This window comes from Pseudomonas sp. BGA-UO-ETr-WB11 (assembly GCF_059567785.1).
On sequence record NZ_JCAQOS010000008.1, the window covers coordinates 147,287 to 173,714 of the forward strand.

At 61.9% G+C, this 26,428-nt stretch carries 25 protein-coding genes and 2 pseudogenes; 4 read left to right on the forward strand and 23 right to left on the reverse strand.

Annotated features, from left to right (window positions below; genetic code table 11):
• Positions 1-16 precede the first annotated feature (16 nt).
• The 6 genes from AC56DI_RS14425 to AC56DI_RS14450 all read right to left on the reverse strand — a co-directional run bounded on the left by AC56DI_RS14425 (position 17) and on the right by AC56DI_RS14450 (position 6,561).
• A complete protein-coding gene (locus AC56DI_RS14425; protein ID WP_496346785.1) occupies positions 17-361 on the reverse strand; it encodes a DUF3325 domain-containing protein in 345 nt (114 codons plus the stop codon).
• Positions 361-2,028 carry a PepSY-associated TM helix domain-containing protein gene (locus tag AC56DI_RS14430; protein ID WP_496346786.1) on the reverse strand — a complete coding sequence of 556 codons (1,668 nt, stop codon included), beginning with the start codon at positions 2,026-2,028 and terminating at the stop codon, positions 361-363. The genes AC56DI_RS14425 and AC56DI_RS14430 overlap by 1 nt, the downstream gene beginning before the upstream one ends.
• Positions 2,025-2,411 (reverse strand): hypothetical protein, encoded by a 387-nt coding sequence (locus AC56DI_RS14435; protein ID WP_496346787.1) that lies wholly within the window; start codon positions 2,409-2,411, stop codon positions 2,025-2,027. The genes AC56DI_RS14430 and AC56DI_RS14435 overlap by 4 nt, the downstream gene beginning before the upstream one ends.
• 93 nt (positions 2,412-2,504) lie before the next feature.
• Positions 2,505-4,988, reverse strand: a complete 2,484-nt coding sequence (locus AC56DI_RS14440; RefSeq protein ID WP_496346788.1) for a TonB-dependent siderophore receptor — start codon at positions 4,986-4,988, stop codon at positions 2,505-2,507.
• Positions 4,989-5,103: 115 nt separating this feature from the next.
• Entirely contained in the window at positions 5,104-6,048 is a 945-nt protein-coding gene (locus AC56DI_RS14445) for a FecR domain-containing protein (RefSeq protein ID WP_496346789.1), read from the reverse strand.
• A 3-nt stretch (positions 6,049-6,051) separates the two neighbouring features.
• Complete coding sequence (locus AC56DI_RS14450) at positions 6,052-6,561, reverse strand: sigma-70 family RNA polymerase sigma factor (RefSeq protein WP_496346790.1); 510 nt, start codon at positions 6,559-6,561, stop codon at positions 6,052-6,054.
• Positions 6,562-6,874: 313 nt separating this feature from the next.
• On the opposite strand from AC56DI_RS14450, the gene AC56DI_RS14455 reads away from it, so the two are divergent.
• Complete coding sequence (locus tag AC56DI_RS14455; protein ID WP_496346791.1) at positions 6,875-8,020, forward strand: hypothetical protein; 1,146 nt, start codon at positions 6,875-6,877, stop codon at positions 8,018-8,020.
• On the forward strand, positions 8,010-8,459 hold the full coding sequence (locus tag AC56DI_RS14460) for a PA0061/PA0062 family lipoprotein (RefSeq protein WP_496346792.1): 450 nt from the start codon (positions 8,010-8,012) through the stop codon (positions 8,457-8,459). The genes AC56DI_RS14455 and AC56DI_RS14460 overlap by 11 nt, the downstream gene beginning before the upstream one ends.
• Before the next feature lie 77 nt (positions 8,460-8,536).
• On the opposite strand, the gene AC56DI_RS14465 is transcribed toward AC56DI_RS14460, so the two are convergent.
• The 4 genes from AC56DI_RS14465 to AC56DI_RS14480 all read right to left on the reverse strand — a co-directional run bounded on the left by AC56DI_RS14465 (position 8,537) and on the right by AC56DI_RS14480 (position 10,895).
• Positions 8,537-8,764: a DUF1161 domain-containing protein gene (locus AC56DI_RS14465; RefSeq protein ID WP_496346793.1), complete on the reverse strand. Its 228-nt coding sequence runs from the start codon at positions 8,762-8,764 to the stop codon at positions 8,537-8,539.
• A gap of 103 nt (positions 8,765-8,867) precedes the next feature.
• Positions 8,868-9,083 carry a dodecin gene (locus AC56DI_RS14470; protein ID WP_496346794.1) on the reverse strand — a complete coding sequence of 72 codons (216 nt, stop codon included), beginning with the start codon at positions 9,081-9,083 and terminating at the stop codon, positions 8,868-8,870.
• A 135-nt stretch (positions 9,084-9,218) separates the two neighbouring features.
• Positions 9,219-9,893 (reverse strand): DUF3313 domain-containing protein, encoded by a 675-nt coding sequence (locus tag AC56DI_RS14475; protein ID WP_496346795.1) that lies wholly within the window; start codon positions 9,891-9,893, stop codon positions 9,219-9,221.
• A 111-nt stretch (positions 9,894-10,004) separates the two neighbouring features.
• Positions 10,005-10,895: a LysR family transcriptional regulator gene (locus tag AC56DI_RS14480; protein ID WP_496346796.1), complete on the reverse strand. Its 891-nt coding sequence runs from the start codon at positions 10,893-10,895 to the stop codon at positions 10,005-10,007.
• A gap of 135 nt (positions 10,896-11,030) precedes the next feature.
• Here AC56DI_RS14480 and trpB point away from each other — a divergent pair, with 135 nt between their 5' ends.
• Positions 11,031-12,248, forward strand: coding sequence for a tryptophan synthase subunit beta (trpB, locus tag AC56DI_RS14485; protein WP_496346797.1), 1,218 nt, complete (start codon positions 11,031-11,033; stop codon positions 12,246-12,248).
• Positions 12,245-13,054: a tryptophan synthase subunit alpha gene (trpA, locus tag AC56DI_RS14490; protein WP_496346798.1), complete on the forward strand. Its 810-nt coding sequence runs from the start codon at positions 12,245-12,247 to the stop codon at positions 13,052-13,054. The genes trpB and trpA overlap by 4 nt, the downstream gene beginning before the upstream one ends.
• Positions 13,055-13,123: 69 nt before the next feature.
• Here the strand turns inward: trpA and AC56DI_RS14495 are convergent.
• The 13 genes and pseudogenes from AC56DI_RS14495 to AC56DI_RS14555 all read right to left on the reverse strand — a co-directional run.
• Positions 13,124-13,534, reverse strand: a pseudogene (locus AC56DI_RS14495) (contractile injection system protein, VgrG/Pvc8 family); the annotation flags it as partial.
• A gap of 98 nt (positions 13,535-13,632) precedes the next feature.
• Positions 13,633-14,280, reverse strand: coding sequence for a DUF2931 family protein (locus AC56DI_RS14500; RefSeq protein WP_496346799.1), 648 nt, complete (start codon positions 14,278-14,280; stop codon positions 13,633-13,635).
• Complete coding sequence (locus AC56DI_RS14505) at positions 14,277-15,269, reverse strand: phospholipase effector Tle1 domain-containing protein (protein ID WP_496347523.1); 993 nt, start codon at positions 15,267-15,269, stop codon at positions 14,277-14,279. The genes AC56DI_RS14500 and AC56DI_RS14505 overlap by 4 nt, the downstream gene beginning before the upstream one ends.
• Before the next feature lie 501 nt (positions 15,270-15,770).
• A pseudogene (locus AC56DI_RS14510) lies at positions 15,771-17,792 on the reverse strand (type VI secretion system Vgr family protein); the annotation flags it as partial.
• 86 nt (positions 17,793-17,878) lie between these two features.
• On the reverse strand, positions 17,879-18,397 hold the full coding sequence (locus AC56DI_RS14515) for an Hcp family type VI secretion system effector (RefSeq protein WP_496346800.1): 519 nt from the start codon (positions 18,395-18,397) through the stop codon (positions 17,879-17,881).
• Positions 18,398-18,866: 469 nt separating this feature from the next.
• Complete coding sequence (locus AC56DI_RS14520; RefSeq protein ID WP_496346801.1) at positions 18,867-19,241, reverse strand: VOC family protein; 375 nt, start codon at positions 19,239-19,241, stop codon at positions 18,867-18,869.
• Between the two features lie 46 nt (positions 19,242-19,287).
• The gene (gene pbpG / locus AC56DI_RS14525; RefSeq protein ID WP_496346802.1) at positions 19,288-20,193 is read right to left on the reverse strand and encodes a D-alanyl-D-alanine endopeptidase; all 906 of its coding nucleotides are present in this window, start codon (positions 20,191-20,193) and stop codon (positions 19,288-19,290) included.
• A 58-nt stretch (positions 20,194-20,251) separates the two neighbouring features.
• Positions 20,252-21,439 (reverse strand): polyphosphate kinase 2, encoded by a 1,188-nt coding sequence (gene ppk2 / locus AC56DI_RS14530; protein ID WP_496346803.1) that lies wholly within the window; start codon positions 21,437-21,439, stop codon positions 20,252-20,254.
• A 144-nt stretch (positions 21,440-21,583) separates the two neighbouring features.
• Positions 21,584-22,408, reverse strand: coding sequence for a shikimate dehydrogenase (gene aroE, locus AC56DI_RS14535; RefSeq protein ID WP_496346804.1), 825 nt, complete (start codon positions 22,406-22,408; stop codon positions 21,584-21,586).
• Complete coding sequence (gene hemF, locus AC56DI_RS14540; protein WP_496346805.1) at positions 22,408-23,328, reverse strand: oxygen-dependent coproporphyrinogen oxidase; 921 nt, start codon at positions 23,326-23,328, stop codon at positions 22,408-22,410. The genes aroE and hemF overlap by 1 nt, the downstream gene beginning before the upstream one ends.
• Positions 23,329-23,497: 169 nt before the next feature.
• On the reverse strand, positions 23,498-24,055 hold the full coding sequence (tsaC, locus tag AC56DI_RS14545; protein ID WP_496346806.1) for an L-threonylcarbamoyladenylate synthase type 1 TsaC: 558 nt from the start codon (positions 24,053-24,055) through the stop codon (positions 23,498-23,500).
• A 42-nt stretch (positions 24,056-24,097) separates the two neighbouring features.
• Positions 24,098-25,198, reverse strand: coding sequence for a DNA-processing protein DprA (gene dprA, locus AC56DI_RS14550; protein WP_496346807.1), 1,101 nt, complete (start codon positions 25,196-25,198; stop codon positions 24,098-24,100).
• Positions 25,199-25,270: 72 nt separating this feature from the next.
• Entirely contained in the window at positions 25,271-26,296 is a 1,026-nt protein-coding gene (locus AC56DI_RS14555; RefSeq protein WP_496346808.1) for a LysM peptidoglycan-binding domain-containing protein, read from the reverse strand.
• Positions 26,297-26,428 lie beyond the last annotated feature (132 nt).

Consider the following 26,428-nt stretch of genomic DNA (forward strand, 5'->3'; position numbering starts at 1 on the left):
AGCAAAGGCGGGCGGATTACAGCGCGGCACGCAGCAACAGTGGCAGGCTGCCAAGCAGCGTGAGGACGGCCAGCAGAGCGGCGGTGCGCGGGCGATAGGGCAGCAGCAGAACCAGCAACAGACCCGCCAGCGCCAGCCAACCGAGCCAAAGCACTACGCCGACTGCTGCGCCCCAGGCCTGTACACAGGGCCACAGGGCCAGGACCAGCAGCAGCCAGCCGGCGATGCGCAGGCCGCGTTGCCGGGCCGGTGCTTTGTACGCCCAGACCTGCTGGTGATGGCGGTTCATGGCCAGGCACAGGCCACTGAGGCCGGCGTAACACAGGCTGAGGGCCAGCCCGCTGGCGAGCAGCACGTCCATCAGCGCACCTCCACGGCGCTTGCCGTTGCGGCTTGGTGGCGAGGCCGTTGGCGTACCTGGCGCTTGCGCCAGACCCGCTGCGCCGTCCACAGGCAGAGCAGGCCGATGGCGATGGCCACCAGCTCGACCCCGGCGCGCTCGCCGTCACCCTGCTGCAGGTAGCTGACGAACTGCTCGCCAATCACCAGCCAGTTCAGCAGTGGCAGCGCCAGGCACAGCAGTGCGGAGGCCAACAGTTGCTCGACCCAGGCGCGGCCTGGCGGTCGCCGGGCGGCGTGGACGTAGGTCGCTAGCCAGACCGCGAAGAAGGCGACGATCTCCCATTCTTCGCGAGCTGTGATGCCCAGGGGAATCAGCCTATTGGCCCAGAAGAAGGCAATACAGGCCAGGCTTAGCCCGGCAATCGTGCCGATGTTCAGCACCTCGATCACTCGATAGACCTGCGGCGTGCGGGCGCCAAATTCATGCAGCGAACGCTGCCGCCGCTTGAGCATAAACAGGATCGCTCCGCTGGCCAGCATTGCCGCGCCAGCCAGGCCACAGATGAAATACAACCAGCGCGCGGCATAGCCGCCGAACCCTGCGAAGTGCAGGGTGGCCATCACCGATTGCACGTCCTGGGCGGCGCCGCCGCGCAGCTCGCCAGGGGCCTGTAGGTCAAGTTGCGCGCCACTCACACCGTCGAAATGCACGCTACCACTGCCGTCACCGAGCAGGCGGTATTCGCCGCTCTTCTCGATAAAGCGGCCGAAGGTCTGCACCGCAGCGCTGCTGTCGTTGGGATGCTCGACGCTGACAAAACTCACCGGGCGCTGCAATTGCTGCTCGCTGTGCACCAGCAGCACGTCAAGCGGGGTGACGGCAGCGGCGATGCCGGTTTCCTCGCGCGGCTCGGGCTGGGTCAGCAGGTCGGCAAAATAGGCCTCGTCGCTGGGGTAATGCACGGCGATACCGGCCGGCATATACAGCGCGTAGAAGGTCGCGAGACCGGTGTAGGCGATCATCAGCTGGAACGGCAGGCTCAGCACCGACACTGCGTTGTGCGCATCCAGCCAGCTGCGCTGTCCCTTGCCGGGGCGGAAGGTGAAGAAGTCCTTGAAGATGCGCTTGTGGATGATCACTCCGCTGACCAGCGCCACCAGCAAGGCCATGGTGAAAAAGCCGACAAACCAGATGCCGGCGGTACCAGCATGGAATTCGAAGTGCATGTGCACAAAGTGATGGCCGCCCTCGCTCTCGCGTTGGTTGGCGTCGGCCAGCGGCTGGCCGCTGAGCGTATCAATGCGCTGGTTGTGGAACTGCTCGTTGGCGTCCTGCCAGAACAGCCGCACCGCCTGATCGTCGTCATCGGGCAGGGCAATGCCCCAGGAATGCGCCTGCGGCTGGTGCTCGTTGAGGTAAGCCTGACCAAGGCGCACCGCCAGCGGCCGGTCGACACCGTCATCCATGCCATTGAGTGAACGGGCCTGCGGCAGGTGCGGCTTCATCCAACGGGTGATGGGGTCATCGAACACGCCAAGGCTGCCGGTGAGGAACACCACGAACAGCACCCAGCAGGCCCACAACCCACCCCAGGTGTGCAACCAGGCCATGGCCTGACGCAGGCCCTGCTTTTCCACGAGCGGATCTACAACATGCTCCACGTTCTGCTCCGCAGACTGAGTCATACGCCGCTCCCCAGCCACCAGCCGAGCAGTGTCAGCACCACGGCCGGCAGGAGCAGGCCACGCCAGGCGCGACGGTTGTCCTGGACAGCAAAGACCCAGACGATGGCCGCGGTATACACCGCAAAGCTGGCCAACGAGGCCGCCAGAATGGCCTGGCCCTTGGGCAGCGGCAGGATCGCGCCAAGAAAGATCACGACCGCCGCGGCCAAGGCGTAGCCGCCGAGAATCGCTGCGGCAGTGCGGGAGACGAGCGTGAGCACGGACCCACGGGAGAAAGAAATTGATTTCATCGGCAAGCGACCATCACCCGGTGCAAAGAAAAAAACCGCTGGCCAGGCCAGCGGCGGGAAAAACATCGAACCGCCCGGAAAGGCACGATTCATATGCTAAGGACGAATGAGCGCGGTAAAACCCACAGCGCCATTGCCAACAAGCGGTGACAGGATGTTTCCGGCACTAACGCCGACATCCGCCGATCAGAACTCCATGCGCAGGCCGAGGGTGGCGTTGCGCGGGGTGCCGTAATAGCTGGAGGAGGTGGTGGTGTAGTACTCCTCGTTGAGCAGGTTGTTGAGGTTGAGGGTGGCCGTCAGCTGCTGGGTCAGGGGGTAGCGGGCCATCACGTCGACCAGGGCGTAATCGTCCTGGGTGAAACGCTGGTCCCAGTTAGGCCCCACGCCGTCGCTGTAGATCTCGCTCTGCCAGTTGACGCCCCCGCCCAGGGTCAGGCCGTTGCCAACGCTGCGCAGGGTGTAAGTGGTGAACAGCTTGGCGGTGTTCTGCGCGACGTTAGTGTTGAGTTTCTGCCCCTCACTGTCTTGCACGATATTGCGGCTAAAGCTGGCGCTGGCCTGCCAGTCGACGGCCAGTTCGCCGGAGACTTCCAGCTCGAAGCCGCGGGTCTTGGTGCCGGACTCAGCGCGGTAGGCCTGGCTGCCGTCCGGGGCGTATTGGTTATCCAGCGCCACGGCCAGGTTGTCCTGCTCGATCTGGTACAACGCCAGGCCGAGGTTCAGGCGATCATCGAAGAACGCCGCCTTGCTGCCCACTTCATAACCGACGCCTTCCAGCGGGTCGATATAGGCACCGTCCAGGGTCTTGTTGCTCTGCGGCTTGAAGATGCTGGTGTAGCTGCCGTACAGCGACCAGATCTCGTTGAGGTCATAGACCACGCCGGCGAACGGCGTGACCACACCGGTTTCGCTGCGTTGGGCGTTGGTGTCGGTTTCTGTCACGTCGTCGTAGTCATACTTAATGGTGTTTTCCCAATCGATAACACGCGCACCGAGGATGAACGACAGGTCATCGGTGATACGCAGGCGAGTACTGCCATAGCCCGCCGCCTGCTCTTCACTAAAATCCTGGCGGCCATAGGCCGGAAGTGGCGGACGACCTGGATTGCTACCATCCCAGGTGTAGATATTGCCGATTTCAGGGAACGGCCGATGCCAGGTGTAGATCGGGGTGGTGTAGTCGGTGTTCTGCTGGCTGTAGCCGAACACTGCATCGTGCTCGCGGCCGAACAAGTCGTAGCTACCAGCAAGGTTCAGGTCGAAGCTGTTCTGCACCGGCTTGGCCTTCCAGCGGTTGGCATACAGGATCACGCCGCCACCGTCTGGCTGCGGATTACCGCCGCCCGCATAGCCACTCAGCTCGTCGTATTCACTACGGCGCTGGTTGAGGCTCAACTTGGCCTTCCAGCGCTCGGTCAGGTTGTGCTCGAGAATGGCAAAGCCGGAAACGGCACTGCGCCGTGAATAGGCCCAGGAGGCGCCAGCAGAATCCGACTCGTCCCAGTCGGCTAGCGAGCCATCGGCGTTGTACAGCGGCAAGCCACCGCGGGCGTGGTCATCAAAGTCGTCGGATTGCGAATCAATGCCCGCAGTCAGCAGGGTGTCGGGATCCAAATCGGCTTCGATCACACCGTAGAACACCTTCTTGCGCTCGTTGAGGCGGTCGATATACGACTCGTTGTCCTGATAGGCGCTGACGAAGCGCCCGCGCACGTTACCGCTGTCCGTCAGCGCGCCACTGACATCGACCTCGGTGCGCTGATAATCCCAAGAGCCGCCAGTGACCGAGACACTGCTCTGGAACTCCATGGTCGGGCGCTTGCGGATCATGTTCAGGGTGGCGCCGGGGGTGCCAACGCCGTTGGTCAAGCCGGTGGCGCCGCGGATAACTTCCACGCGGTCATACAGCACCATGTCGTTGCTCTGCGCGGTGCTGCCGTAGTTGCTGTCGAGCAGCTGCAGGCCATCGATCTGGTAATTCTGCACGGCAAAACCACGTGAGTAGATGGTGTTGCCGTCCGAGCCGCCGTTACCGTTCTGGTTGATGGTCAGACCGGGCGTCTGGCGCACTACGTCATTGAGTTCGGTAAGACCCTGGTCGCGCATACGCTGACTGGTGATCACCGACACCGACTGCGGCGTCTCGCGGATCGACAGTGGCAGGCCGGTGGCCGTACTGGTCGAGCCAGTGGTGTAGGAGCCGCTACCCTCGGTGGTGGCACCCAGTCCGCTGTCGGTGACGCTGGTGGCGCCCAGCTGCAGGGCATCGCCAGCCTCCACTGGCAGCAGCAACGAATAGTTGCCACTGGCCTGACGCACCACCTGCAGGCCACTGCCCGCGAGCAACTGGTTTAGGGCCTGGTCGATACCGAAGCGCCCGTGCAGGCCGCCCGACTCCAGACCACGCACCGCATCCGGGGAGAACGACACGTTGACCCCGGCGGTGGCAGCGAAACTGTTCAGCGCCGACTCCAGCGAACCGGCGGCAATCGCGAACTCGCGCTCGGCCACCACACTCTGTGCCCAAGCCGGTTCGACCAGCAGCGCGCCGCCCAGTGGCAAGGCCAGGGCCGCGCCGAGCAACGCACGGTGGATGGCCTTGCTCAGTGGGCTGGGCACGGGGAAACGGAGCAGCGGGGTGCTGCGCGAGGCGGTCGGGCGCGACATGAGGATTCCTTGGATGGGTTGGCGTTGGCAACGCACGGATGGCGCTTTCCTACCAAGTCGAATGAGAAATAGAATCAACAACACCCAAAAAAACTATTTTTCCGCTTGGGGTCTTTCACGCCGGTTCGACGCGCACCCAATAGCGACTGATGCGCTGAATACGCAGCGGCAGGGTGGCACTAAGGTTGTCCAATACCGCATCACTATCGGCTAATTGGAACGCCCCGGAGATGCGCAGCTCAGCCAGCGCCGGGTCGCAGCCGAGCAGGCCTGGACGGTAGCGCGCCAGCTCGTTGATAAAGCGCGGCAGCGGCCAATCGCTGACGATCAGCATGCCGCGGACCCAGGCGTCGGCATGTGCCTCCAGGGTGTTGCTGGGGCTGGCGGCGTGGGCGGAAAACCCCAGTTGCTGGCCCGCCTCGACGCGCAGCGGTCTATCCACGGCATCCTGCAGCCGCACCGCCAGTGCCTGTTGCAGCACACCGACGTGAGTTCGCCCGGCCTCCTCGCGGACCAGGAAACGCGCGTCCGCCGCTTGAATGCTGCCTTGGGCGGTATGCACCACGAAGGGCCGTGGATCGGCGGCGACCGAGACCAGAATCTCGCCAGCGTGCAGACGCACTTCGCGCAGGCGCTCGTCATACCGCAGATCCAGCGCAGTGCCCGTATTCAGCTCCAGCTGCCCACCATCGGCCAGGCGCAGGCTGTGATGCTCACCGGTGCCGGTACGGTGGTCGGCCAGGCGCGTACGCAACGGAGTGCTCTGCCAGGTCAGGCCGAGCGTGCCGCCGCCGAGCAGCAACAAGCCAAGCAGCTTGAGGCTTTCGCGACGTCGGGTGCGCTGCCCTGCTAGGGTCGGCAGGGCGATCGCACCGGGCAATACGCCGAACTTGTGCTGCAGTTTTTCCAGGCGCACCCAGGCCTGCTGGTGTGCGGGGCTGGCCTGCAGCCATAGGTGATGCGCCTCGCGGGTCGGCGCACAATCAGGCGCTGCTTGCAGGTCTACAAACCAGCGGGCCGCCGCTTCCAGGATGGCGTGTTCGGAGGATGGCGCGGCCATGCTTCAGCCCTCAATCAACAGAAGGCACTGAGTCAACGCGCGCACCAGATGCTTGCGCACGGTGTTGGTCGACAGCCCTAGGCGCTGGCTGATCTGGACCTGGCTCAAGCCTTCGAGCTGGGCCAGGAGGAAGATCTCACGGCAGCGCTGGCCAAGACCATCAAGCATGCGGTCAATTTCCAGCAGGGTTTCGAGAATCAGTGCCCGCTGTTCCGGGGAGATATCTAGCGGCTCCGGCAGGGCCGCAAGGGTCTCCAGGTAGGCCTTCTCCAGGGCTCGCCGGCGAAAGCCGTCGATCATCAGGCTACGCGCAATGCTGCTCAGGTAGGCACGCGGCTCACGCAGGTCGAACGCCTTGCGGCTGAGCAGCACCCGCACGAAGGTGTCTTGGGCCAGATCAGCGGCACTGTCAGCGCAGGGTAAGCGCTTGCGCAGCCATGACCGCAGCCAGTCATGGTGCTCGTGATAGAGCGCCTGCACGACCTGCTGTTGGGCATTGTCGGGAACGGACATGGGCGGGAATTCTTAAATGATAATTAATATCGTTTATTCTCCAGCAAAGTCGGCACATCGTGCAAGACAACCGCACGCTATACATCATCCACATCAGGCGCGCACTGACGGACAAGGCGCGCGCCTATTTCAGCTACAACGCCAGTAATTACGCGGCCCTCAAGGATTTGCACCAGGCTCCCTAAGCGCCAATTTTGTCTGGGCAGTCAGCTGTTATCGTCTACGCTTGCCTGACGAACCCGTGGCAGGGTCCGTGGATGCGCCGTGCGCCACCGCCGCCCCTTCCAACCAGGCGCCGAGCGAAGGATATGCGATGTCAGGAATCGACCTGTGGGACGATGAAGATTTTGCCAGCAATGACAGTGCCGTCCTAGAGCCTGCGCCCTTGCCCATTTGCCTGATTGCGGCCGCCGAGCACCGCAGCGTCTGGCAGGCGGGGCTGGAGCAACACGGCATTCAGGTGTGCACCGAACCCTGTGATGAGTGCCAGTTGATCCTGGTCGACGAGCGCTGCGCCGATTACACCGCCCAACTGGCCCGCCTGAACGAGCGGCCAGGGCGGCCACCGCTGTTCTTTCTGGTCGACAACGGGGCCGAACCCGACTGCATCCGCGCCTTCTCCGCAGGTGCCGACGACTATGTGCACTTGCCGATCAGCCCGGAAGCACTGGCGGCGCGCCTCAAGCGGGTGGAAGCGAAACTGCGCGACACCTCAAGCATGCGCGAACAGCTCAACCAGTCGTCGCAGATTGCCTTCCAGTCCATGAGCATGAATGCCGAGCTGGGGCGCATCCTGCAGTTTATGGAGAGCAGCTTTGCCTGCCAGCAATTCGGCGCCTTGGCCGAACTGACCCTGCAGATTCTCAATGAGCTGGGGCTGCACGCGAGCCTTGGGATATTTCATGACCGTGGTTTGGAGTATTTTTACGACGATGGCGTCAAACGCCCGATCGAACAGGAGGTCATCGAGAACTCCCGACACCTGGGGCGTATTTCTGACTTCAACAATCGCACCATCCTCAACTACCCCCATGTGGGCTTACTGATCCGCAACATGCCCCTCGACGATCCGCTGCGCTACGGCATCATCAAGGACCATATCTGCTACATCGGCAATGGCCTGGAGGCCCGCTGCAAGGCCATGATCATCGAACGTTATGCCCGTGAGCGGACCGTGCGCATTCAAGCGACCGCCACTGTGCTGCAACAGATGATTGCGGAAATGGAGCAGGCCAAGCTGGAGGTCACCCGCAGCAGCAGCAGCGAACTGCAGAACATGCTCGATGCCCTGCTCCATGAATTTTCCCAGCTGTGCCTGACCGGCCCGGAAGAAGAATTGCTGATGCGCCTGCTGACGGGGTCCAGCGATCGCCTGCACGCCCTGTTCCGCAGCGCGGCCGATCAGGATCAACAGTTTCAATCACTGCTCAGCGGCGTGGCGAAAACCCTTGAACATTGACCCCGGCGAATCAACCGTTCGCGTACGCCACTGCCTGCTGCTTCCTGCGCTGGTGTTTCTCGGTGCCTGCGCCGGGCCGCTGCCGGCGGTCGACCCACAGCAGGCCTGGATCGACCTGGCCACAGCACCCGGCAATGTGCTGATGGCCGATCGTCTGGATAACCGTTCAGTCAATGATGGCCGGTATTTTCAGGTCAGCCCCGGTGAGCATGACCTGCAGGTGCGCCTGCAATTTGATGTACCCAGCGGCGGCCAGGACGGCATGGCAGAGCTGCAAACCCGCACCTGCCGACTGCACCTGCGCTTTCCGGCCTTTGTCGCCGGCCAGCGCTATCTGCTCAAGGCCGGGCAACAGGGCTACCGCCCCTGGGCGCGGCTGTATGACAGTCAGCAGCAAGTGCTGGTGCGAGGCAAAACCCTGCGCTGCGGCAGCATTTAAGTGTCCGTACACATCAGCAATCTCGGTTTTGCGGCGTAAAAAAACCGGGCATTGCCCGGTTTATTGAGCGCGACAGCTCAGCCGCGGGTGTAGGTAATTTCCTTGCTACCGGCATCGCAGCTGCCGACCACTTGCTTGTCACCGGCCGTGCCCTTGTCCACCACCTCCAGGCTGTAGGCAACAACGCCCTTGGCCTTGAGTTTGGCGTCGATTTCCGCCTGCAGTTCGGCGCACGGCTTGGGGGCGGCCAGCAGGACACCACTCATGGCGCACAAACCCAGTCCCAACACGAGTTGCTTGATCATCGATAACGCTCCTTCGTTGTGATTACGATCCTCAACTACTCAGCCCGCCATAGGCGGCCAAGCAGGTATTCAGCATAGGGCACAGACTGTGACAGTGATATGCCTAGCTACCCGTAATGCGAAAGCCGACCTTGAGCGTGACCTGATAGTGGCCAACCTTGCCGTTTTCGATATGGCCACGGGTCTCGGTCACTTCGAACCAGTCCATGTTGTGCAGGGTTTTGGCGCACTCGGCCAGGGCATTCTCAATGGCATCCTCAATGCTGGTGGGCGATGAGCCGACAACTTCGATTTTCTTGTAGGTGTGGTGGCTGGGCATGGGGGCATCCTCGGTGAGAGATACCTCAACGCTAGTCAAACATGGGGCGGGGGGCAAATCGGGGCAGGGCATTGCAGGTAGCACCGCAAGCCGCATGCGCCTGGCGGTAAGCCACCGCCAGGCGCAGGAGCATCCTTACTTCATCAGCTTTTGCATATCGTCAGTCACGTCTTTGATGGCCGCTTTGAAGTCATTGGCGCTGATCGCCTGGCTGTCGTTTTCCAGGGTCTTGCCGAACACCTTGCGCACTACCTTGCCGACCGGCAGGCCGGTAGCCGCATCGATAAAATCGGCCTCGATATAGAGTTCAGTATTCTGGTCGCGAACGCCGGTGGCCGCCGACACAGTACCTACCACCGCAGCAACCGGCACCACCTCATACCACTTCATGCCTTCGTTGGACGCCGACACGCCGGTAATCGCCGCGCGCAGGATCAGCACTCGCGCACCCTTCGCGGCGGACTGCGCGCTCGACACCACCTGGTAGTTCTGCGCCAGCGCGGACTTCACTGCAGTAGTGGTGTAACGCTGTAGCTCTTGCAGGGTTTGCAGATTGACCCGCTCGGTGGGCTTGGGCGCCGGGTACAGGTCGAGCTGCTTGAACACCACGGTGTCATACGCCGACGGCTGGAAGCCTGGGGCAATCCAACGCATGGCTTTCTGGCCACTCGGCGTGGTGACTTCCTGCAAGCCGTCATAGCTGGGCAGGAAGCCGGAATACTGGCTTTGCTCGGTGACTTTCGACACACAACCGCTCAACAACAGACCGCTCAGGGCGGTACCCAGCAACAACTTACGTGACATCTTCATTGGCTTGCATCCCTCAAGGTTGAAATGGCTACCGCTTGTTTTCACAGAATTAACAACGCTTCACTGAGTATTGCCGAGGCCCGCGAAATAAGAGCACTAAAAACATGACAATTACACCTCCGCCTGCTCGGCGCGCAACCATTCGGCCAGCTTGGCTGCCCGCGGGTCGCGCGTGCGTAGCGGTACCCAGAGGGCCAACTTGGCGCGGGTCTGGGCAAAGCCCCAGGGCGCGATCAAGCGTCCGGCGGCAAGGTCATCGGCCACCAGTTGTTGCGGCGCAATGGCCACGCCTAGGCCGGCCGCGGCCGCTTCCAGCAGGTAATACAGGTGCTCGAAGCCCTGCCCAAGGGTAAGGGCATCCGGCGCCAGACCATTGCGCTCGGCCCAGGCCGGCCAGGCTTGCGGCCGCGAACTGGTGTGCAGCAGCGGCTCCGCCAGCAGGGCCGCAGGGGCGGCATGCTGCAGCTGGCTGGCGCGCACATGCCGAGGGCTGAGCACCGGGCCGATGGCTTCGCTGGCCAATTCGTACACCTGCATATCCGCCGGCCAGGGCGGCTCAGCGAACAGCAGGGTGGCATCCAGCCCTGGGCGGCGCGGGTCGAGATCACCCTCACTGCTGGACAGTTGCAGATGCAGCTCGGGCAGCTCGCGGTTGAGCCGGTCCAGGCGCGGGATAAACCAGCGCGCCAGCAAACTGCCCGGACAACCGAGCACGAAGGGCGCATCGCGGGTCTGCCGTTGCAGCTCGGCGCACACCTCGCGCAAGCGTTCAAAGGTGTCGAACGCCACATCGCGCAGGCGCAGACCCGCCTCGGTAAGCTTGACGCCGCGGCCGTCCTTGACGAACAAGGTCACGCCAAGCTGTGCCTCCAGCGCACGAATCTGCCGGCTCACCGCACCATGGGTGACGTGCAGCTCGTCCGCCGCCAGGCTGACGCTCTGCAGGCGGGCTGCGACTTCGAAGGCGCGCAAGGCATTCAGCGGGGGCAGTTCTCGGCTCATGGTATTGGTGAGTTTTCCTGACAGGTCAACGCAATCTAATCGCTTTTCAGCCGGACAGCCAGGGGTAGAATGGCGCCATTGTCCACCCACCCTCTCTGCCTATGCAGGGAGGACAGCACGCCTGGGAGCACCCTCATGACTTCATTGCGCAATGGCCCTGACGCCAAGGGCCTGTTTGGCCACTTCGGCGGTCAGTACGTCGCCGAAACCCTGATGCCGCTGATCCACGACCTGGCCCGCGAGTACGAAGCGGCCAAGCTCGACCCTGCCTTTATCGAAGAGCTGGCCTACTTCCAGCGCGATTACGTCGGCCGGCCCAACCCGCTGTATTTCGCCGAACGCCTGACCGAGCACTGCGGCGGCGCGAAAATCTACTTCAAGCGTGAAGAGCTGAACCACACCGGCGCGCACAAGATCAACAACTGCATCGGCCAGATCCTCCTGGCCCGGCGCATGGGCAAAAAACGCATCATCGCCGAGACCGGCGCCGGCATGCACGGCGTGGCCACCGCCACCGTGGCCGCGCGCTTTGGCATGGAATGCGTGATCTTCATGGGCACCACCGACATCGACCGCCAGCAGGCCAACGTGTTTCGCATGAAGCTGCTGGGCGCCACCGTGATCCCGGTGGTGGCCGGCACCGGCACTCTGAAAGACGCCATGAACGAAGCCCTGCGCGACTGGGTAACCAACGTCGACAGCACCTTCTACATGATCGGCACCGTGGCCGGTCCGCATCCGTACCCGGCGATGGTGCGCGACTTCCAGGCCATCATCGGCAAAGAAACCCGCGAGCAACTGTTCGAGAAAGAAGGTCGTCTGCCCGACAGCCTGGTGGCCTGCATCGGCGGTGGCTCGAATGCCATGGGCCTGTTCCACCCGTTCCTGGATGACACCAGCGTGCAAATGATTGGCGTCGAAGCGGCCGGCCACGGCATCGCCACCGGCAAGCACGCCGCCAGCCTGAACGGCGGCGTACCCGGCGTGCTGCACGGCAACCGCACCTTCCTGCTGCAGGACGACGACGGCCAGATCATCGACGCTCACTCGATTTCTGCCGGCCTCGACTACCCAGGCATCGGCCCGGAACACGCCTGGTTGTATGAAATCGGCCGCGTCGAGTACTGCTCGATCAAGGACGACGAAGCCTTGGAAGCCTTCCACAAGTGCTGCCGCCTGGAAGGCATCATCCCAGCCCTGGAAAGCGCCCACGCCCTGGCTGAAGTATTCAAGCGCGCACCGACCCTGCCAAAAGATCACCTGATGGTGATCAACCTGTCGGGGCGCGGCGACAAAGACATGCAAACCGTTATGCACTACATGGAACAAGCCGAGCAGGAGCAACACGCATGAGCCGCCTACAGAGCCGCTTCGCCGAGCTGAAACAACAGAACCGCGCCGCCTTAGTAACATTCATCACGGGCGGTGATCCGGACTACACCACTTCTTTGTCCATCCTGAAAGGATTGCCGGCGGCTGGCGCCGATGTGATCGAGCTGGGCATGCCCTTCACCGATCCGATGGCCGACGGCGCGGCCATCCAACTGGCCAACATCCGCGCCCTCAGTGGTCACCAGGACATGGTCAAAACCCTGCAGATGGTTCGCGAGTTCCGCGCCGGCAACAACGATACGCCACTGGTGCTGATGGGCTACTTCAACCCCATCCACCACTACGGCGTGCCGCGCTTTATTGAAGAAGCCAAAGCTGCAGGGGTCGACGGCTTGATCGTCGTCGACCTGCCGCCAGAACATAACGAAGACCTCTGCGACCCGGCCCAAGCTGCAGGTTTAGACTTTATCCGCCTGACCACCCCAACCACCGACGATGCGCGTCTGCCGACCGTACTCAACGGCAGCTCCGGCTTCGTCTATTACGTCTCGGTAGCCGGCGTGACCGGTGCCGGTGCGGCGACGCTTGAGCACGTCGAACAGGCCGTGACGCGCCTACGTCGCCACACCGACCTGCCGATCAGCATCGGCTTCGGTATCCGCACCCCGGAGCACGCGGCGACCATCGCCCGCCTGGCCGATGGCGTGGTGGTCGGCTCAGCGCTGATCGATCAGATCGCCAACGCCAGCTCACCGCAGCAGGCCATCGACGGCGTACTGGGCCTGTGCCGCGAACTGGCCGACGGCGTGCACGGCGCCCGCGTGTAAGCATCACCGGCAACAAAAAGCCGCTGCAGCCCAAGGCTTGCAGCGGCTTTTTTATGGCAAGGTGCCCGCGAAGACCAGCAAATGGTGCTGGAAGTGGTAGTGAATGCCTTCTTCCTCGCACAGGCGTTGGACGAAGTGCAGGTCGCTCTCGTCGTACTGCACGCTGTAATCGCACTTGGGGTAAACCGTGGGGCCGAGTAAGAACTGGTAACCACCTTCGACGATGCCATGCTCTTGCAGCACCTAGGCAACGATCTGCGGCACCGTCAGGTGTTGGAAGATGCGCTGGTTTGTGCGCAGGCCCAAGTAGCTCAGCGGTGGCACGATGCTCAGTTTGTGGCGGGTCAGGGGCTTGCCGGATTCGCCTCGGGCAATTTGATAAATCAAGCCGTCGAGGCTAAAGGCGAGAAAGACGCGCTGATACAGCAAGCTTTGCAAATCCAGCGCGGCGTTCTCGCTGATCAGCTCCAGCTCAAATCGATCGCAAAAAGGGGGACAGATTTATTTTCGCCAATAAATAAAGCTGTCCCCCTTTTCTATTATTCATTGGGATGCACCACGCGCTGCTTGTTATTGCCTTACCAACTGCCATAAGGAATGCCGAACTTTTCGATATAGGCCTTTGACTCAGGCGTGAGTGGGTAGGCGTAGCGCCCATCATTCTTGCCCATGTCCGGCCCCAGTTTACTAACCGCCCCCACGAAGCGGCCGATTTCGATGGACTCCACACACATACCCCCCAGCCAAGCTTTGGCGATACCGCCAGGGGCCAGGCCGATGGTGATGCCGTCTCGGTAATCAATTATTGTTGGTCTCGGTTCCTTGCGAGAGCAGTCTGCAACCTCCTTGGGCTTGAGCATCTCTTCTCGCACCCACAGCGGGATATTGATGCGCACGTTATAAGTTTTCGGCTCAGCCAAAGACTGCCAGCGCACGAAAATAATCTCCGGCAAATCGACCCCGGAAATTGACTTCCCCCCCCCAGCGGGTAGTTTCGGCCAGTCAACCGGGTTGCCCGTATAAGATACGATGCCGCCATGTACACGCTCGAACACCAAGCCACGGCGATCAATGACATCCACGCTTTCCACCCAAACCTCCATGTAACTCGGAGCAAGCAGTCCTATGCTCCAACTCCTATACGGTAGATCCGGCCGGCCCTGACCATTAGCGCAGCCGCTCAATAACAGAACGGCGGCCACTAACCACACACGATGCAAAATCATTCTGGATAACCTCCCTGAGGCGAGTTGCGATAAATCTGCCGCTGCTTGATGGGTTTGTTGATTAACAGCCCCTTGCTCGGCGTCCAGTGCGCGGACAGGTGGATATAGCGAGCATGCAAATGCCGCTCTTGCGCCGTGCTCAGCCGCTCGCCTTGGCCCATTGCGCCGGCAGTGATTTTCTCGGCGATGGCTTGCAGGTCCGAGGGAATGGCAAAGGAGGAGTTATCCGGGATTTCTTTAAAAGGCACCTCATGCTTAACCGCCAGCGCCCGCATGATGCGCAAGTAGACGCGCGACAGCTCGCCGCGCACCTCGCGTTTGATGGCCGCCGCGACTATAGCCCGTTGGTTCTGTGAGTTGTTGCCGGGCTGGCCAGTTGTGGCGAAGTACTTGTGAACGGGCTTTATCTTGCCATCACCGGGCAGGCCGCGTTGCTCCAACTGCTCGATAGCCATTTGGGTCTCACGCCAAGCGCTGCTGCGCTCCAGCGGCCGGCCAGAGGTGACCAAAACGGAGCGTGGCTGGCTGATCAGCAGCTTTTCCGTCATGCGAGGCCGGTAGCCGCCGCCAAGGTCGGAATGCACGCCAGGCAGGCTGATCTCCTGATGCTGCGGTGTCACGCTGTTAAGGGCGAAGTTCTCGCGTTGTTCGTCGTGGGCGGCCAGTTGCAGCACCTTGCGCGCACAGCCTGAGGGCAAATACAGATTGACCCCAGGGTTGCGCTCGTTGGCTGGGCTGAAGTCGCCACGACTCACATCGACAATCGCGGCCACAGTATCGAACAGGCCGATAAAATTGATGCTGGCATTCACCGCCCAGTCGAAGCTAGGCACGAGACCTTGAGTTTGCGCATTAAGGGTGGTGGACAACGCACCGCCGTTGGGTTTGAGCACTTCGTTGGCAAAGTGTCGGGCCGCTGCGGCACCTCGGCTAAAGCCAAAAATATCGAATTCAAGATGACGAATTTTAAGTGCTGGATTGGCACGCATCAAAAACGCTAACTGCTCCTGAATCTTCTCCGGGCTTTGCGCAACACGCGCCACGACCCCCGTATCGCCCAACCCGGTGCCTTGGTCGATCAATGAGTCAGATTCACCGCTTGTGGTGCCAATGCCTTCGAGATAGGCACGTATGTGGGCAACCTCTGTCTCGGGAGGCAAGGCCTGCCTAGAGTCATCCCGATACAGATCGTGCAGATGCGCCACATTGCTGGCCGCATTGCCGTAACTGTCGTCTGGCACTTCATTGAAGATGCCCGAACCACCGCTGTCGCTGTAGTCGTGTTTAGCGCAGTAGGCGATGGTTTCCTGCAGGGCGCGCTCATCCAGCAGCTGTAAGTCGTCGCGCCGGCACTTTTCAGTTGTCGAAGAATTGGCCAGGTTGTTGCCGGTGCCGTCAAAGAACACCCCAATGCGCAGGGTAATGCCGACTTCTTCCTCCAGCTCTTCCTCTTCTTCCTCCTCCTCGACAGCCGCCTCTTCAGGTTCTGGAGGCACGACGTTGCCTGCAGGGGCCTGGAGCAGGTTGCCGGCCAAGGCTAGAGCCGCCGCGCCGGGCAAAGCTGGACCAAGAATGCTGACCCCCGAGCCACTCCCCGGCGCGCCGCCAGAGTTGAATTTGATAATTGGGCCGACCATCGTGATGCCGCTGGCGTCGAGCTTGATAAAGCTACCGGCGGCTTTGAAGGTGAGTTCACTGCCAGCTTCGAGCACGACTTTCTGGCCGCTGGACAGGTGGATCTCTTGGCCTGCGTTGATAAATTGACCGGTGCCGATTTTGCTGTGCTGGTTGTTGCCGACGGTTAAATGGTCGTTGGCTTTGACCTCGACCCTACGGTCCAGATGAGTGGTGCGGTGTTCTTCGGCCTTGAATTCGCTGTAGCTGTTGGCCTCGACACTGTCGTGGCGTTCATTGCCGATGCGAATTTTCTGGTCGTGCTCGATGTTTTCATCCCAGTCGCGCTCGGCGTGGACGAAGATTTGCTCGGCGCCTTTTTTGTCTTCGATACGCAGCTCGTTATAGCCGCCACCGCCAGGGCTGCTGAGGGTTTTGAACACGCTACGGGTTTTGTTCGCCGGCAGTGCGTAGGGCACGACATGCGCGGCGTGGTGTAGGCAACCGGTGACCAGGGGTTGGTCGGGGTCGCCCTCGAGGAAGGTGACCAGCACTTCCATGCCCACGCGCGGGATTGCAATACCGCCGTAGCGATCGCCGGCCCAGCTGGAGCGCACGCGCAGCCAGCAGCTGGTTTTGTCGTCGGCTTGACCTTCGCGGTCCCAGAAGAATTGCACCTTGATGCGGCCGTATTGATCGCAGTGAATCTCTTCACCCGCAGGCCCAGTGACCACGGCGCTTTGGCTGCCGAGGATGCGCGGTTTCGGATGATTGAACGGCGGGCGATAGGGCACGGCCCAGGGCGTGGCGGTGAAGTGGTTGCGGTAGCCTTGGTGGAAGTCCGCGTCAGCCCAGCCCTCTCCCCCGGCCCCTCTCCCATAAATGGGCGAGGGGAGATAAAAATCGGTGACAGACTCTTCCAGCACCTGCGGTTGCTTGCCCTCGTGGTGGATTTCAGTGAGCAGCCAGAGGTCGTTCCAGCTGGCGCGCGGGTGTTCGGTCAGGGCCAGGAAATGACCGCTGACCAGCAGCGGCTGGTCGCCGTCGCCTTGCGCCAGTTCGAAGTCGTGGCGATGGCGTTCGAGAATGCGCTGGCTGAGGTGTTTGCCGCGCAGGCGGTCGACAAAGCGACCGGGGTAATCGTAATCCTCGAGGTCGGGTTTGCATGCACTCTTGGCGGTCGCTTCCATGAGCAACTTGGGCTTTTCGAAATCGTAATCGCGGCGTGTTACCCGGCTCGAACGGGTCTCCACCCGCACGCCGAAGCGCTTGATCACCGGCTTGTCGGCGACCAGGCCGCTGTCTTGTTGATAGGCCGTTGGCGCGAGTTTCGGGAAGGCCGTTTGGTCATCGCCGAAGACCAGTACATGCCCGTCTGTGCTGTGCTGGAAGTGGTAGTGAATACCTTCTTCCTCACACATGCGCTGGACGAAGTGCAGGTCAGATTCATCGTACTGCACGCAGTACTCGCGCTCGGGGTAGATCGAGCCGAGTTGGAATTGGTAGGCGTTGGCCTGAATGCCGTGCTCTTCGAGCACTTGGCTGATGATCTTTTCCACCGTCAGGTGCTGGAAAATACGTTGGTTGGTGCGGTGCGCCAGGTACGCCAGTTGCGGGCGCAGGGTCACGTGATAGCGGGTCAGGCGCTTGCCAGACTCGCCCTGGGCGACGCGGTAGATCTGCCCGTGAATGCCGTGGCCGGCCTGATCAAACGCGAGAAAGGCGGCTTGCTGCAGCAGGCCTTGCAGATCCAGATCTGGACGTTCGCTGACCAGTTCCAGCTCGAACACGAAGGGCTGACTGATCGCCTCGCGACCGTTGAATTCAAGCACCTGCAGGTCGTGGCTTACACCTTCGATCATCAGGCTGAAGTGCGTCTGGTTGGCGGCGGCGAACATTCATTGTTCCTCTCGTTTCGTTCCATGAAAACGCTTCGGCCAGGACGAGCCTGGCCGAAGTGGTATTACACGAACTCAGCCAATGCTTAGGCCGCGATCGGGGTACGCCAGTCGTCAGAGCCAGAAGTACCGGAGACTTCGTGGGTCCAGACGATTTTACGGTAGGTGAAGTACACGTCTTCCAGGTGAGTGAAGTGCGACATGTTCGGGTCCTGGCAGTTCGGCATACGCGACTGCACGTCAACGATCACGGCATCTTCCAGCTCGATGGTGTAGTAGTGCTCTTGAGTGCCGGTGGAGGAAGTGCGGTACCACTCCAGACGGCACTTGGACAGACGCTCACCGGAAGTCAGGGAGTTGAAGATCAGCGGTGAGGATTTGTCGAAGACTTTGGTGATCATCAGCGGCTTGTGCACGCGCTGACCAGTCGGCTGACCGGACTGCGGATCACGCGGGATGATGACCTGGTGGCTAAAAGCTTGAACCAGAATCTGGTCTTCGTGACCTTCCTGGAAGATGTTGCCGACGGAGTCTTCGGTGAAGGTGCCGGCAGTGATCAGGCCTTGTTTGGTGCCTTCGAGGGACAGATACGCGGGAGTTGGCATGGGTGCTTTCCTTGGCTTGGGTCATGGATCTGCAGTGATCCGGGAGTCATGACCATAGCGACAAGCATGCCAATAAAAATAAAATACCTACAAATCAATAACTTATAAATAAAAAACAGCGCACACCAAACAGTCTGTGCGCCAGATCACTGGAAATTGAGCAACACCTTGCACACCACTGCGCAAAAAATTGCTCATCCCCCTCAAGGCCAGGTTATGCGTGGGTTATAGCGTGTTTTAGACTTGGAAAGCAGGGAAGCTGTGCGCAGCTTCTTGCACATCAAGAGCTCAAGTAAATACACCAATGCGTACTTGAAGTGCCCCCTGATCACGCAGCACTGATTGGGCCGATTGAATGCACTTCGCTGTTCAAGCGGCATGCAATTGAGTGTTCCGTGTTGATGCGATTTCGCAGCTCAATCACACTTTTCAACGCATAACGTGGGCATAGCCTTTTTATCGGCCCACGTTAAGCCAGCCGCCAGGGCGGGTTAAGTCGCTGACTACCGGCGTGATACAGGCACAGCAGATTGCCGTCGGGATCACTCAGGTAGGCCTCACGCCACAGCCAGGGCTGATCGGTAGGCAGCATGCTGAACTGCACACCCAAGGCCTGCAAACACTGCACCGTGGCGTCCAGCGCGTCGCACTCGAAGTAGATCAGGCTCTGGCTCGGCTGCACGTGTTCAACTCGGCTGACGGAGAACGTGGCCGAGCCGTCCGGGCAGCAAAAACGGGCGTACTCCGGGAGATTTTCAACAATCAGCTGTAAACCCAGTTGCTGATAAAACCCTATCGCCCGTGCAACATCGCTGACGGCAAGAGTGACTTGGTTGAGGTTCATTAAGGTCAGCCTTGCCCGTGCATCGCACGGGCCAGTGGAGCAAGGGTTACTGGGCAGCGTGCAATTGGCGCTGGGCCATTTTCTGCTGTTTGTAAGCCAGAGCGGCCGGCGCCACCGGGGTGATCTTGCCGGTTTCCAGCCACTTCTTCAGGCGGTTGGCGTCAGCCATGTGGGTGTATTTGCCGAAGGCGTCCAGCACCACAAAAGCCACTTGGCGGTTGGCCATCTGGGTGCGCATCACCAGGCAATGGCCAGCCGCGTTGGTAAAGCCGGTCTTGGTCAGCTGGATGCTCCAGTTGGGCTTGTGCACCAGGCTGTTGGTGTTGCGAAAACCCAGGGTGTAGCTGGGCTTGCGCAGGGCCTGGGTCTTCTCGCGGGTGGTGCTGAACTGGCCGATCAATGGGTACTGCTGGCTGGCCTTGAGCAGCTTGAGCAGGTCGTTGGCCGAGGACACGTTGAGCTCCGACAAGCCGGTCGGCTCGGCGTAGTGGGTGCGGGTCATGCCCAGGGCCTTGGCCTTGGCATTCATCGCCGCGACGAAGGCCGGCACGCCGCCCGGATAGTGATGAGCCAGGCTGGCGGCAGCGCGGTTTTCCGAGGACATGAGGGTCAGTTGCAGCATGTCGCGACGGCTCAGCTCGCTGCCGACCCGCACGCGGGAGAACACCCCACGCATCTCCTTGACGTCCTTGATCACGATGGGCAACTGCTGGTCCATGGCCGGCTTGGCGTCCAGGGTCACGATCGCCGTCATCAGTTTGGTCACCGAGGCGATCGGCACCACGTAATCGGGGTTGCTGGAGTACAGCACTTCATTGGTTTTCAGGTCCACCAGCAAGGCGCTGCCGGAGGCCAACTCCTGCTGCGCGGGCGCCTTCGTGGCCAGCGCCACAGGGGCCAGCAGGGTCGAGACGGAGAACAGCAGGGTAACCAGGGTTTGGCGAATATTCACGGACATCACTACCGGGAAAAGAACAGGGGCGGCGCAGTATACCGGCGCCGCCGGCCAGTTACAGGATCGGCATGTCGGCGATATGTTCGCCACGCTCGTAGACCACATTGGCGCGGCCGACGATCAGGGGGTCGAGGCTGCCGAGGTGCTTCAGGTCCTTGCCGGTGTACGGCAATTTATGCAGCACATAGCGCATGGCATTGAGCCGCGCGCGCTTCTTGCAGTTGGACTTGATCACGGTCCAGGGTGCATCGGCGGTGTCGGTGTAGAAGAACATTGCCTCCTTGGCCTTGGTGTAGTCGTTCCACTTGTCCAGCGAAGCCAGGTCGATGGGGCTGAGCTTCCACTGCTTGAGCGGGTGCTTCTCGCGCTCCTTGAAACGCCGGCGCTGCTCGTCGCGGCTGACCGAAAACCAGAACTTGACCAGGTGCACGTTGTTGCGCGCCAGCATGCGTTCGAACTCCGGCGCCTGACGCATAAACTCCAGGTACTCCTCGTCCGAGCAGAAGCCCATCACCCGCTCGACCCCGGCGCGGTTGTACCAGGAGCGGTCGAACATAACGATTTCGCCGCAGGTCGGCAGGTGCTGCACATAGCGCTGGAAGTACCACTGGCCACGCTCGGCTTCGCTGGGTTTTTCCAGGGCGACGATGTGCGCGCCACGCGGGTTGAGGTGCTCCATGAAGCGCTTGATCGAGCCACCCTTGCCGGCCGCATCACGACCTTCGAAGAGAATCACCACCTTCTGCCCGGTCTCCTTGACCCAGGCCTGTAGCTTCAGCAACTCGACCTGCAGGCGGTACTTCTCGCGCTCGTAGTTACGCCGCGACATCAGGTTTTTGTAGGGGTAGCCGCCGTTGCGCCAGTCCGCGGCCAGCTCATCATCGGGATGCAGGGGCTTCTGGTTGAACGGCAGGGCGTTTTCCTGGCTGAGCAGCAGGTTACGCAGGGCCAGAGCATCATCGGCGGCCAACCCGGAGAGGAAGACTTCCAAAGTCTTGAGCATGCTCTCGGTATCGCCCGGTTGAATCTGACTGAGGATGTCCTCCATCGCCACGCCGGAAGCCAGTTGCGCAGCAGCGATGGCCTCGTTGACCGTGTGCCGCTCCAGGCTTGCGGCCTGCAGGGAAGGGGCGATATCGCCGGCATTGGCCTTGCGCGGCCGTGCCGGACGTTTGGCGCTACGCGGCGCGGCAGGCGCAACCTGGGGCTCAGTGACAGGGGCGGTGGAGGTGGTTTCACTCATGGCAAATTCCTTGAAATGACGCGGCGCATCTGACGCGCAATGGTTGACCCACCATTTGTACGCCGCCCGCCAGAGCAAACGTAGACGTAGATCATGTTGCTGTCAGTTTGCCGCCGTCATTTCAAGCCGCCAGACCGGGCCACGTCAGGCGGCAGCCAGCAACTCGCGCAGGTGCTGCAACACTGGCGCCGTGTCCGGGCGCACGCCGCGCCACAAGTAAAAGGCTTCCGCCGCTTGCTCCACCAACATGCCCAGGCCATCCAGAGTGCGCGCCGCGCCGTGCTCGCAGGCCCAGCGATTGAAGGCGGTCGGCTCCTTGGCGTACATCATGTCGTAGCAAACCGTGTGACCGGCGGCGATCAGGCCCGGTGCAATCGGCGGCAGCTCGCCGGCCAGGCTGGCCGAGGTACCGTTGATAATCAGGTCCACCGGCGCATCAATCCAGTCAAAGCCGCTGGCCGCCAGTGGCCCCAAGTCAGCAAATTCGTGCACCAGTTGCTCGGCTTTGGCCACCGTGCGATTGGCAATCACCAGTGCCGCCGGCCCTTGCGCCAACAGCGGTTCAAGCACGCCGCGCACCGCTCCACCTGCGCCCAGCAGAAGGATGCGTTTGCCACCCAGACTGACGCCGGCGTTGTCGATCAGGTCGCGCACCAGGCCGCTGCCGTCGGTGTTGTCGCCCAGCAGGCGGCCATCGTCGAGTTTCTTCAGGGTATTCACCGCACCGGCCCGCTGGGCGCGGGCGCTGAGCTGATCGGCCAGGTGCAAGGCCTGCTCCTTGAACGGCACGGTGACGTTGGCACCGCGGCCCTCAAGAAAAAACCCGCGGGCAAACCCGACGAAATCCTCCAGCGGCGCCAGCAAAGGCTCGTAGTTCAACTGCTGACCGGTCTGCGCGGCAAACAGGCGGTGGATCAGCGGCGACTTGCTGTGGCCGATGGGGTTGCCGAAGACGCCGTAGCGGTCCATCAACGCGCCGCCTCGCCCAGCCAATCACGATCCTGCAGGAAGTACTCGGTCAGGCGTGCTTCCTCGCTACCTGGCTCAGGGTGCCAGTCGTAGCCCCAACGCACTTGGGGAGGCAGCGACATGAGGATCGATTCGGTACGGCCGCCGGACTGCAGGCCGAACAGGGTGCCGCGGTCGAACACCAGGTTGAACTCGACATATCGACCCCGGCGGTACGCCTGGAACTCGCGCTGCTGCTCGGTGTAAGGAGTGTTCTTGCGCGTGCGCACAATCGGCAGGTAGGCGTCGATGTAGGCATCGCCAATGGCGCGGATAAAAGCGAAGCAGGTGTCGAAGTCCCACTCGTTGAGGTCATCGAAGAACAGCCCGCCAATGCCGCGCGGCTCGCCGCGGTGCTTGAGGTGGAAGTAGCGGTCACACCAGGCTTTGTATTTCGGGTAAACGTCGGCACCAAAGGGGGCACAGGCCTGCTCGGCAACTCGGTGCCAGTGCACGCAGTCTTCTTCATGGCCGTAATAGGGGGTCAGGTCGAAGCCGCCACCAAACCACCAGACCGGCTCTTCGCCCGCCTTCTCAGCGCTGAAGAAACGCACGTTGGCGTGGGAGGTCGGCACATGGGGGTTGTGCGGGTGGATCACCAGCGATACGCCAAGGGCCTCGAAGCCGCGACCAGCCAGTTCCGGCCGATGAGCGCTGGCGGATGGCGGCAGGGCATCACCGAACACATGGGAGAAGTTGACCCCGCCCTTTTCGATCAGTGCGCCGTTTTCCATCACGCGGGTGCGACCACCGCCGCCACCGGGACGCTGCCAGCTGTCTTCAAAGAAGTTCTTGCTGCCGTCTTCAGCAGCCAAGGCGGCACAAATGCGCTCTTGCAGGTCGAGCAGGTAAGCCTTCACGGCCTCGGTGCGATCACTCACGGGGGTCACCTTGTGGTCGCGCTGGCGGGCAGCGCGGGAATTCAATGGTCTTGCCGGCGAAGCTGCAGGCCTCGCATTACCTGGGCTGGCGGCGCGGGGCGGCAAGCATAGCACTCTGCCGGGCGCCGCCGCTGCTGACGCGGATCAAGCCAAAAGCACTGAACGCACCCTAGCCCGAGCGTACCTGGGCACCACTGAGCAGGTCGCGAATCTGGCTGGGGTTCTTGCGCCCACCCAGACGACCATCCAGCACGCCATCCAGTTGCCCGGCGAAATACTGCTCGATGCGCAGACGGCTGAGGGCCGGCGGGCGACCGCTGGGGTTGGCCGAAGTCGACACCAGCGGGCCGGTGAGGGCACACAGGTCACGCACCAACGGATGATCGCTAACCCGGATGGCCACGCCTGGATGACCGCCGGTAATCCACTCGGGCAGGCGGTTCTGGTGCGGCACCAGCCAGGTGGTCGGTCCTGGCCAGGTGCTGGCCAGTTGGTCCTGCCAAATCTGCGGCAAGTCGGCGAGGAGGAAGTCGAACTGGCGAATGTTATCCGCTACCAGAATCAGGCCTTTGCTCATCGGCCGTTGCTTCAACTCCAACAGTCGAAACACCGCGGTGCTGTCCCACGGGTCGCAGCCCAGCCCCCAGACCGCTTCTGTCGGGTAGGCAATCACCCCGCCACGGCGAACCACTTGCGCCATTTGCTGCACGCGCCAACTACTGACCATCGCATTACACCCCAATAAAAACTGCGACGCAGTGTACCGGGGCTAACCGCTACGGCCCAGCCAGCGACCGGCCTGATTGCACACCAAACCGTCCAGCTCCAGCTCGGTCAACGCCGCCAGCACCTCGGGCAACGGCCAACCCAGGGCCGCCGCCAGCCCTTCACTGCTGTGGGGCGCGGCATGTAGCAGGGCCAATAGCGGGTGGGCGATTGGCGCGCTGTGCTCAACAGCAGGCACCGGCTGCTGCCAGCCGCGCAGGGCCTGGAGAATGTCCTCGACGGTTTCCACCAGCGTTGCGCCATCGCGAATCAGCTGATGGCAGCCACGGGCACCGGGATGGTGGATAGAGCCGGGAATGGCATACACCTCGCGACCCTGTTCGGCGGCCAGACGCGCGGTAATCAGCGAGCCACTGGACGGGCTGGCCTCCACCACCAGCACGCCCAACGACAGACCGCTGATGATCCGATTGCGCCGCGGAAAGTTACTGGCCTGGGGCGGGCAGTCCAGCGGCAGCTCCGACACCAGGGCACCGCCTTGCTCGACAATGCTAGCGGCCAGGCGCCGATGGCGCTGCGGATACAGGCACTGCAGGCCCGTGCCGAGCACGGCCACGGTCTTGCCCGCCACATCCAGTGCGCCTTGATGGGCCGCACCATCAATCCCCAGAGCCAGGCCGCTGGTGATGACAAAACCGCCTTGAGCCAAGCTGCGGGCAAACGCCTGGGCAGTATCCAAGCCCGGTCGCGAGGCATGTCGGCTGCCCACCACGGCCAGTTGTGGCAACTGCAGGATGTCCGCAGCGCCGGCGACAAACAGCAGCGGCGGGGCGTCATCCAGCTCCGCCAGCAGCGCGGGGTAGGAGGGTCCATCCCACATCAGCAGCTGTTGCTGGGGCTGCTCCAGCCAAAGCAATGCCGCGGCCGCCTGGTCGCGCACCGCACTGCTGCGACGTGCCTCGGCGCAGCACGCCGGCAAACCCAGCGCGCGCCAGGCCGTAGCCGGCGCACTGAGGGCCGCCGAGGCACTGCTAAAGGCGTCCAGCAAACGGCGAAAACGCCGCGGGCCCAATTGCGGCAAGCTGTGCAGGCGCAAACGGGCTTCCAGTTCGGCAGGGGAAATAGCCGGCGAGAGTGGAGGCATGACGATCATCCTTGATCGAGGGGGGCAACATACTGCGGACAATAAAAAACCCCGCTTATCGGGGCTAGGTTGTTACGGGTTGGTCACCTTGTCCATCAGGGCCAGATCGCGGCTGGCTGTCAGCACCAGGCCGTAGCTGATCTTGTCGTAGGTGCGGAATACCATCAGCAGGCCGCTACGCTCATCAGGCACCTTGACCTGTTGGCCGGTGACGCGGTCGCGTACGGTTTCGCCAGTTTTCAAGATCGCCAATACACTGCCTTCCGACAGGCCGTCGCGCTGGCCCTTGTTGATGGTGACGACATCCATCGAACCGATCTGGTTGACGCCACGGGGCACGTCGATGATCAGGCCGTTCACCTGGCTAGCCGGCTCGCGCGGCATAAAGGTTGAGTTGACTGCACGCTCGTCGGTGGGGAAGAAACGGTCGCCGAGGCGCACTTCTTCATTGCTGCGCGTCAGGCCCAGGGTGGTGACGTCCCCTTCGCTGGACAGCACTTCAGCGCTACCGATGACGTTGGCGTTGATGCCGAGAAACTCTTTAGTGATCGGATCGTTATAGCTTTTGCCCTGGCGGAAGATGCCATAAACCGGCTGCTGATCGGCAAATACGCCACGGGCGTAGATCTTCTGCCCGGCACCCATCACCACGCTTTCACCGCCACCGGCCAACACGTAAGGCGCGCCGGCAAAATCGGCGTCGCTGTTGACGATGCGGTTGTTGAACAGGAAGGCGTTGATGACTTCCAGGGGGATGGTCGGAATGGCTTCGGCCATCGGCGTGCTGCGCACCTGCGGCGACAGCTTGATGGTGCCACGCGACTCGCCGCGATTGAGCACCAGGCGCGGCTGGCCATCCACGTAAGTGAGGCTGAGGGTGTCGCCTGGGTAGATCAGGTTCGGGTTTTGGATCTGCGGATTGACGTGCCACAGCTCCGGCCATTTCCACGGCTGGCTGAGGAAGCGACCGGAGATGTCCCAAAGGGTATCGCCTTTGACCACCGTATAGTTCTCGGGATGCCCGGCCTTGAGCTGGACGTCCGCCTGGGCCAGACCGCCAGTAGCGAGCAGCAGCAGGGCGAGTAGTGATTTCCTCATACGGTGAATCCCTTTATTATGTGTCTTCGCGTGGAACGCCTGATGGCCGGCCCAAAACCCAAGGGAGCCGCAGCCTGAAGCCGTTTTTCAATGCTGCTCAGCATATTAGCAGCGGATTTTGACTTTATTCCA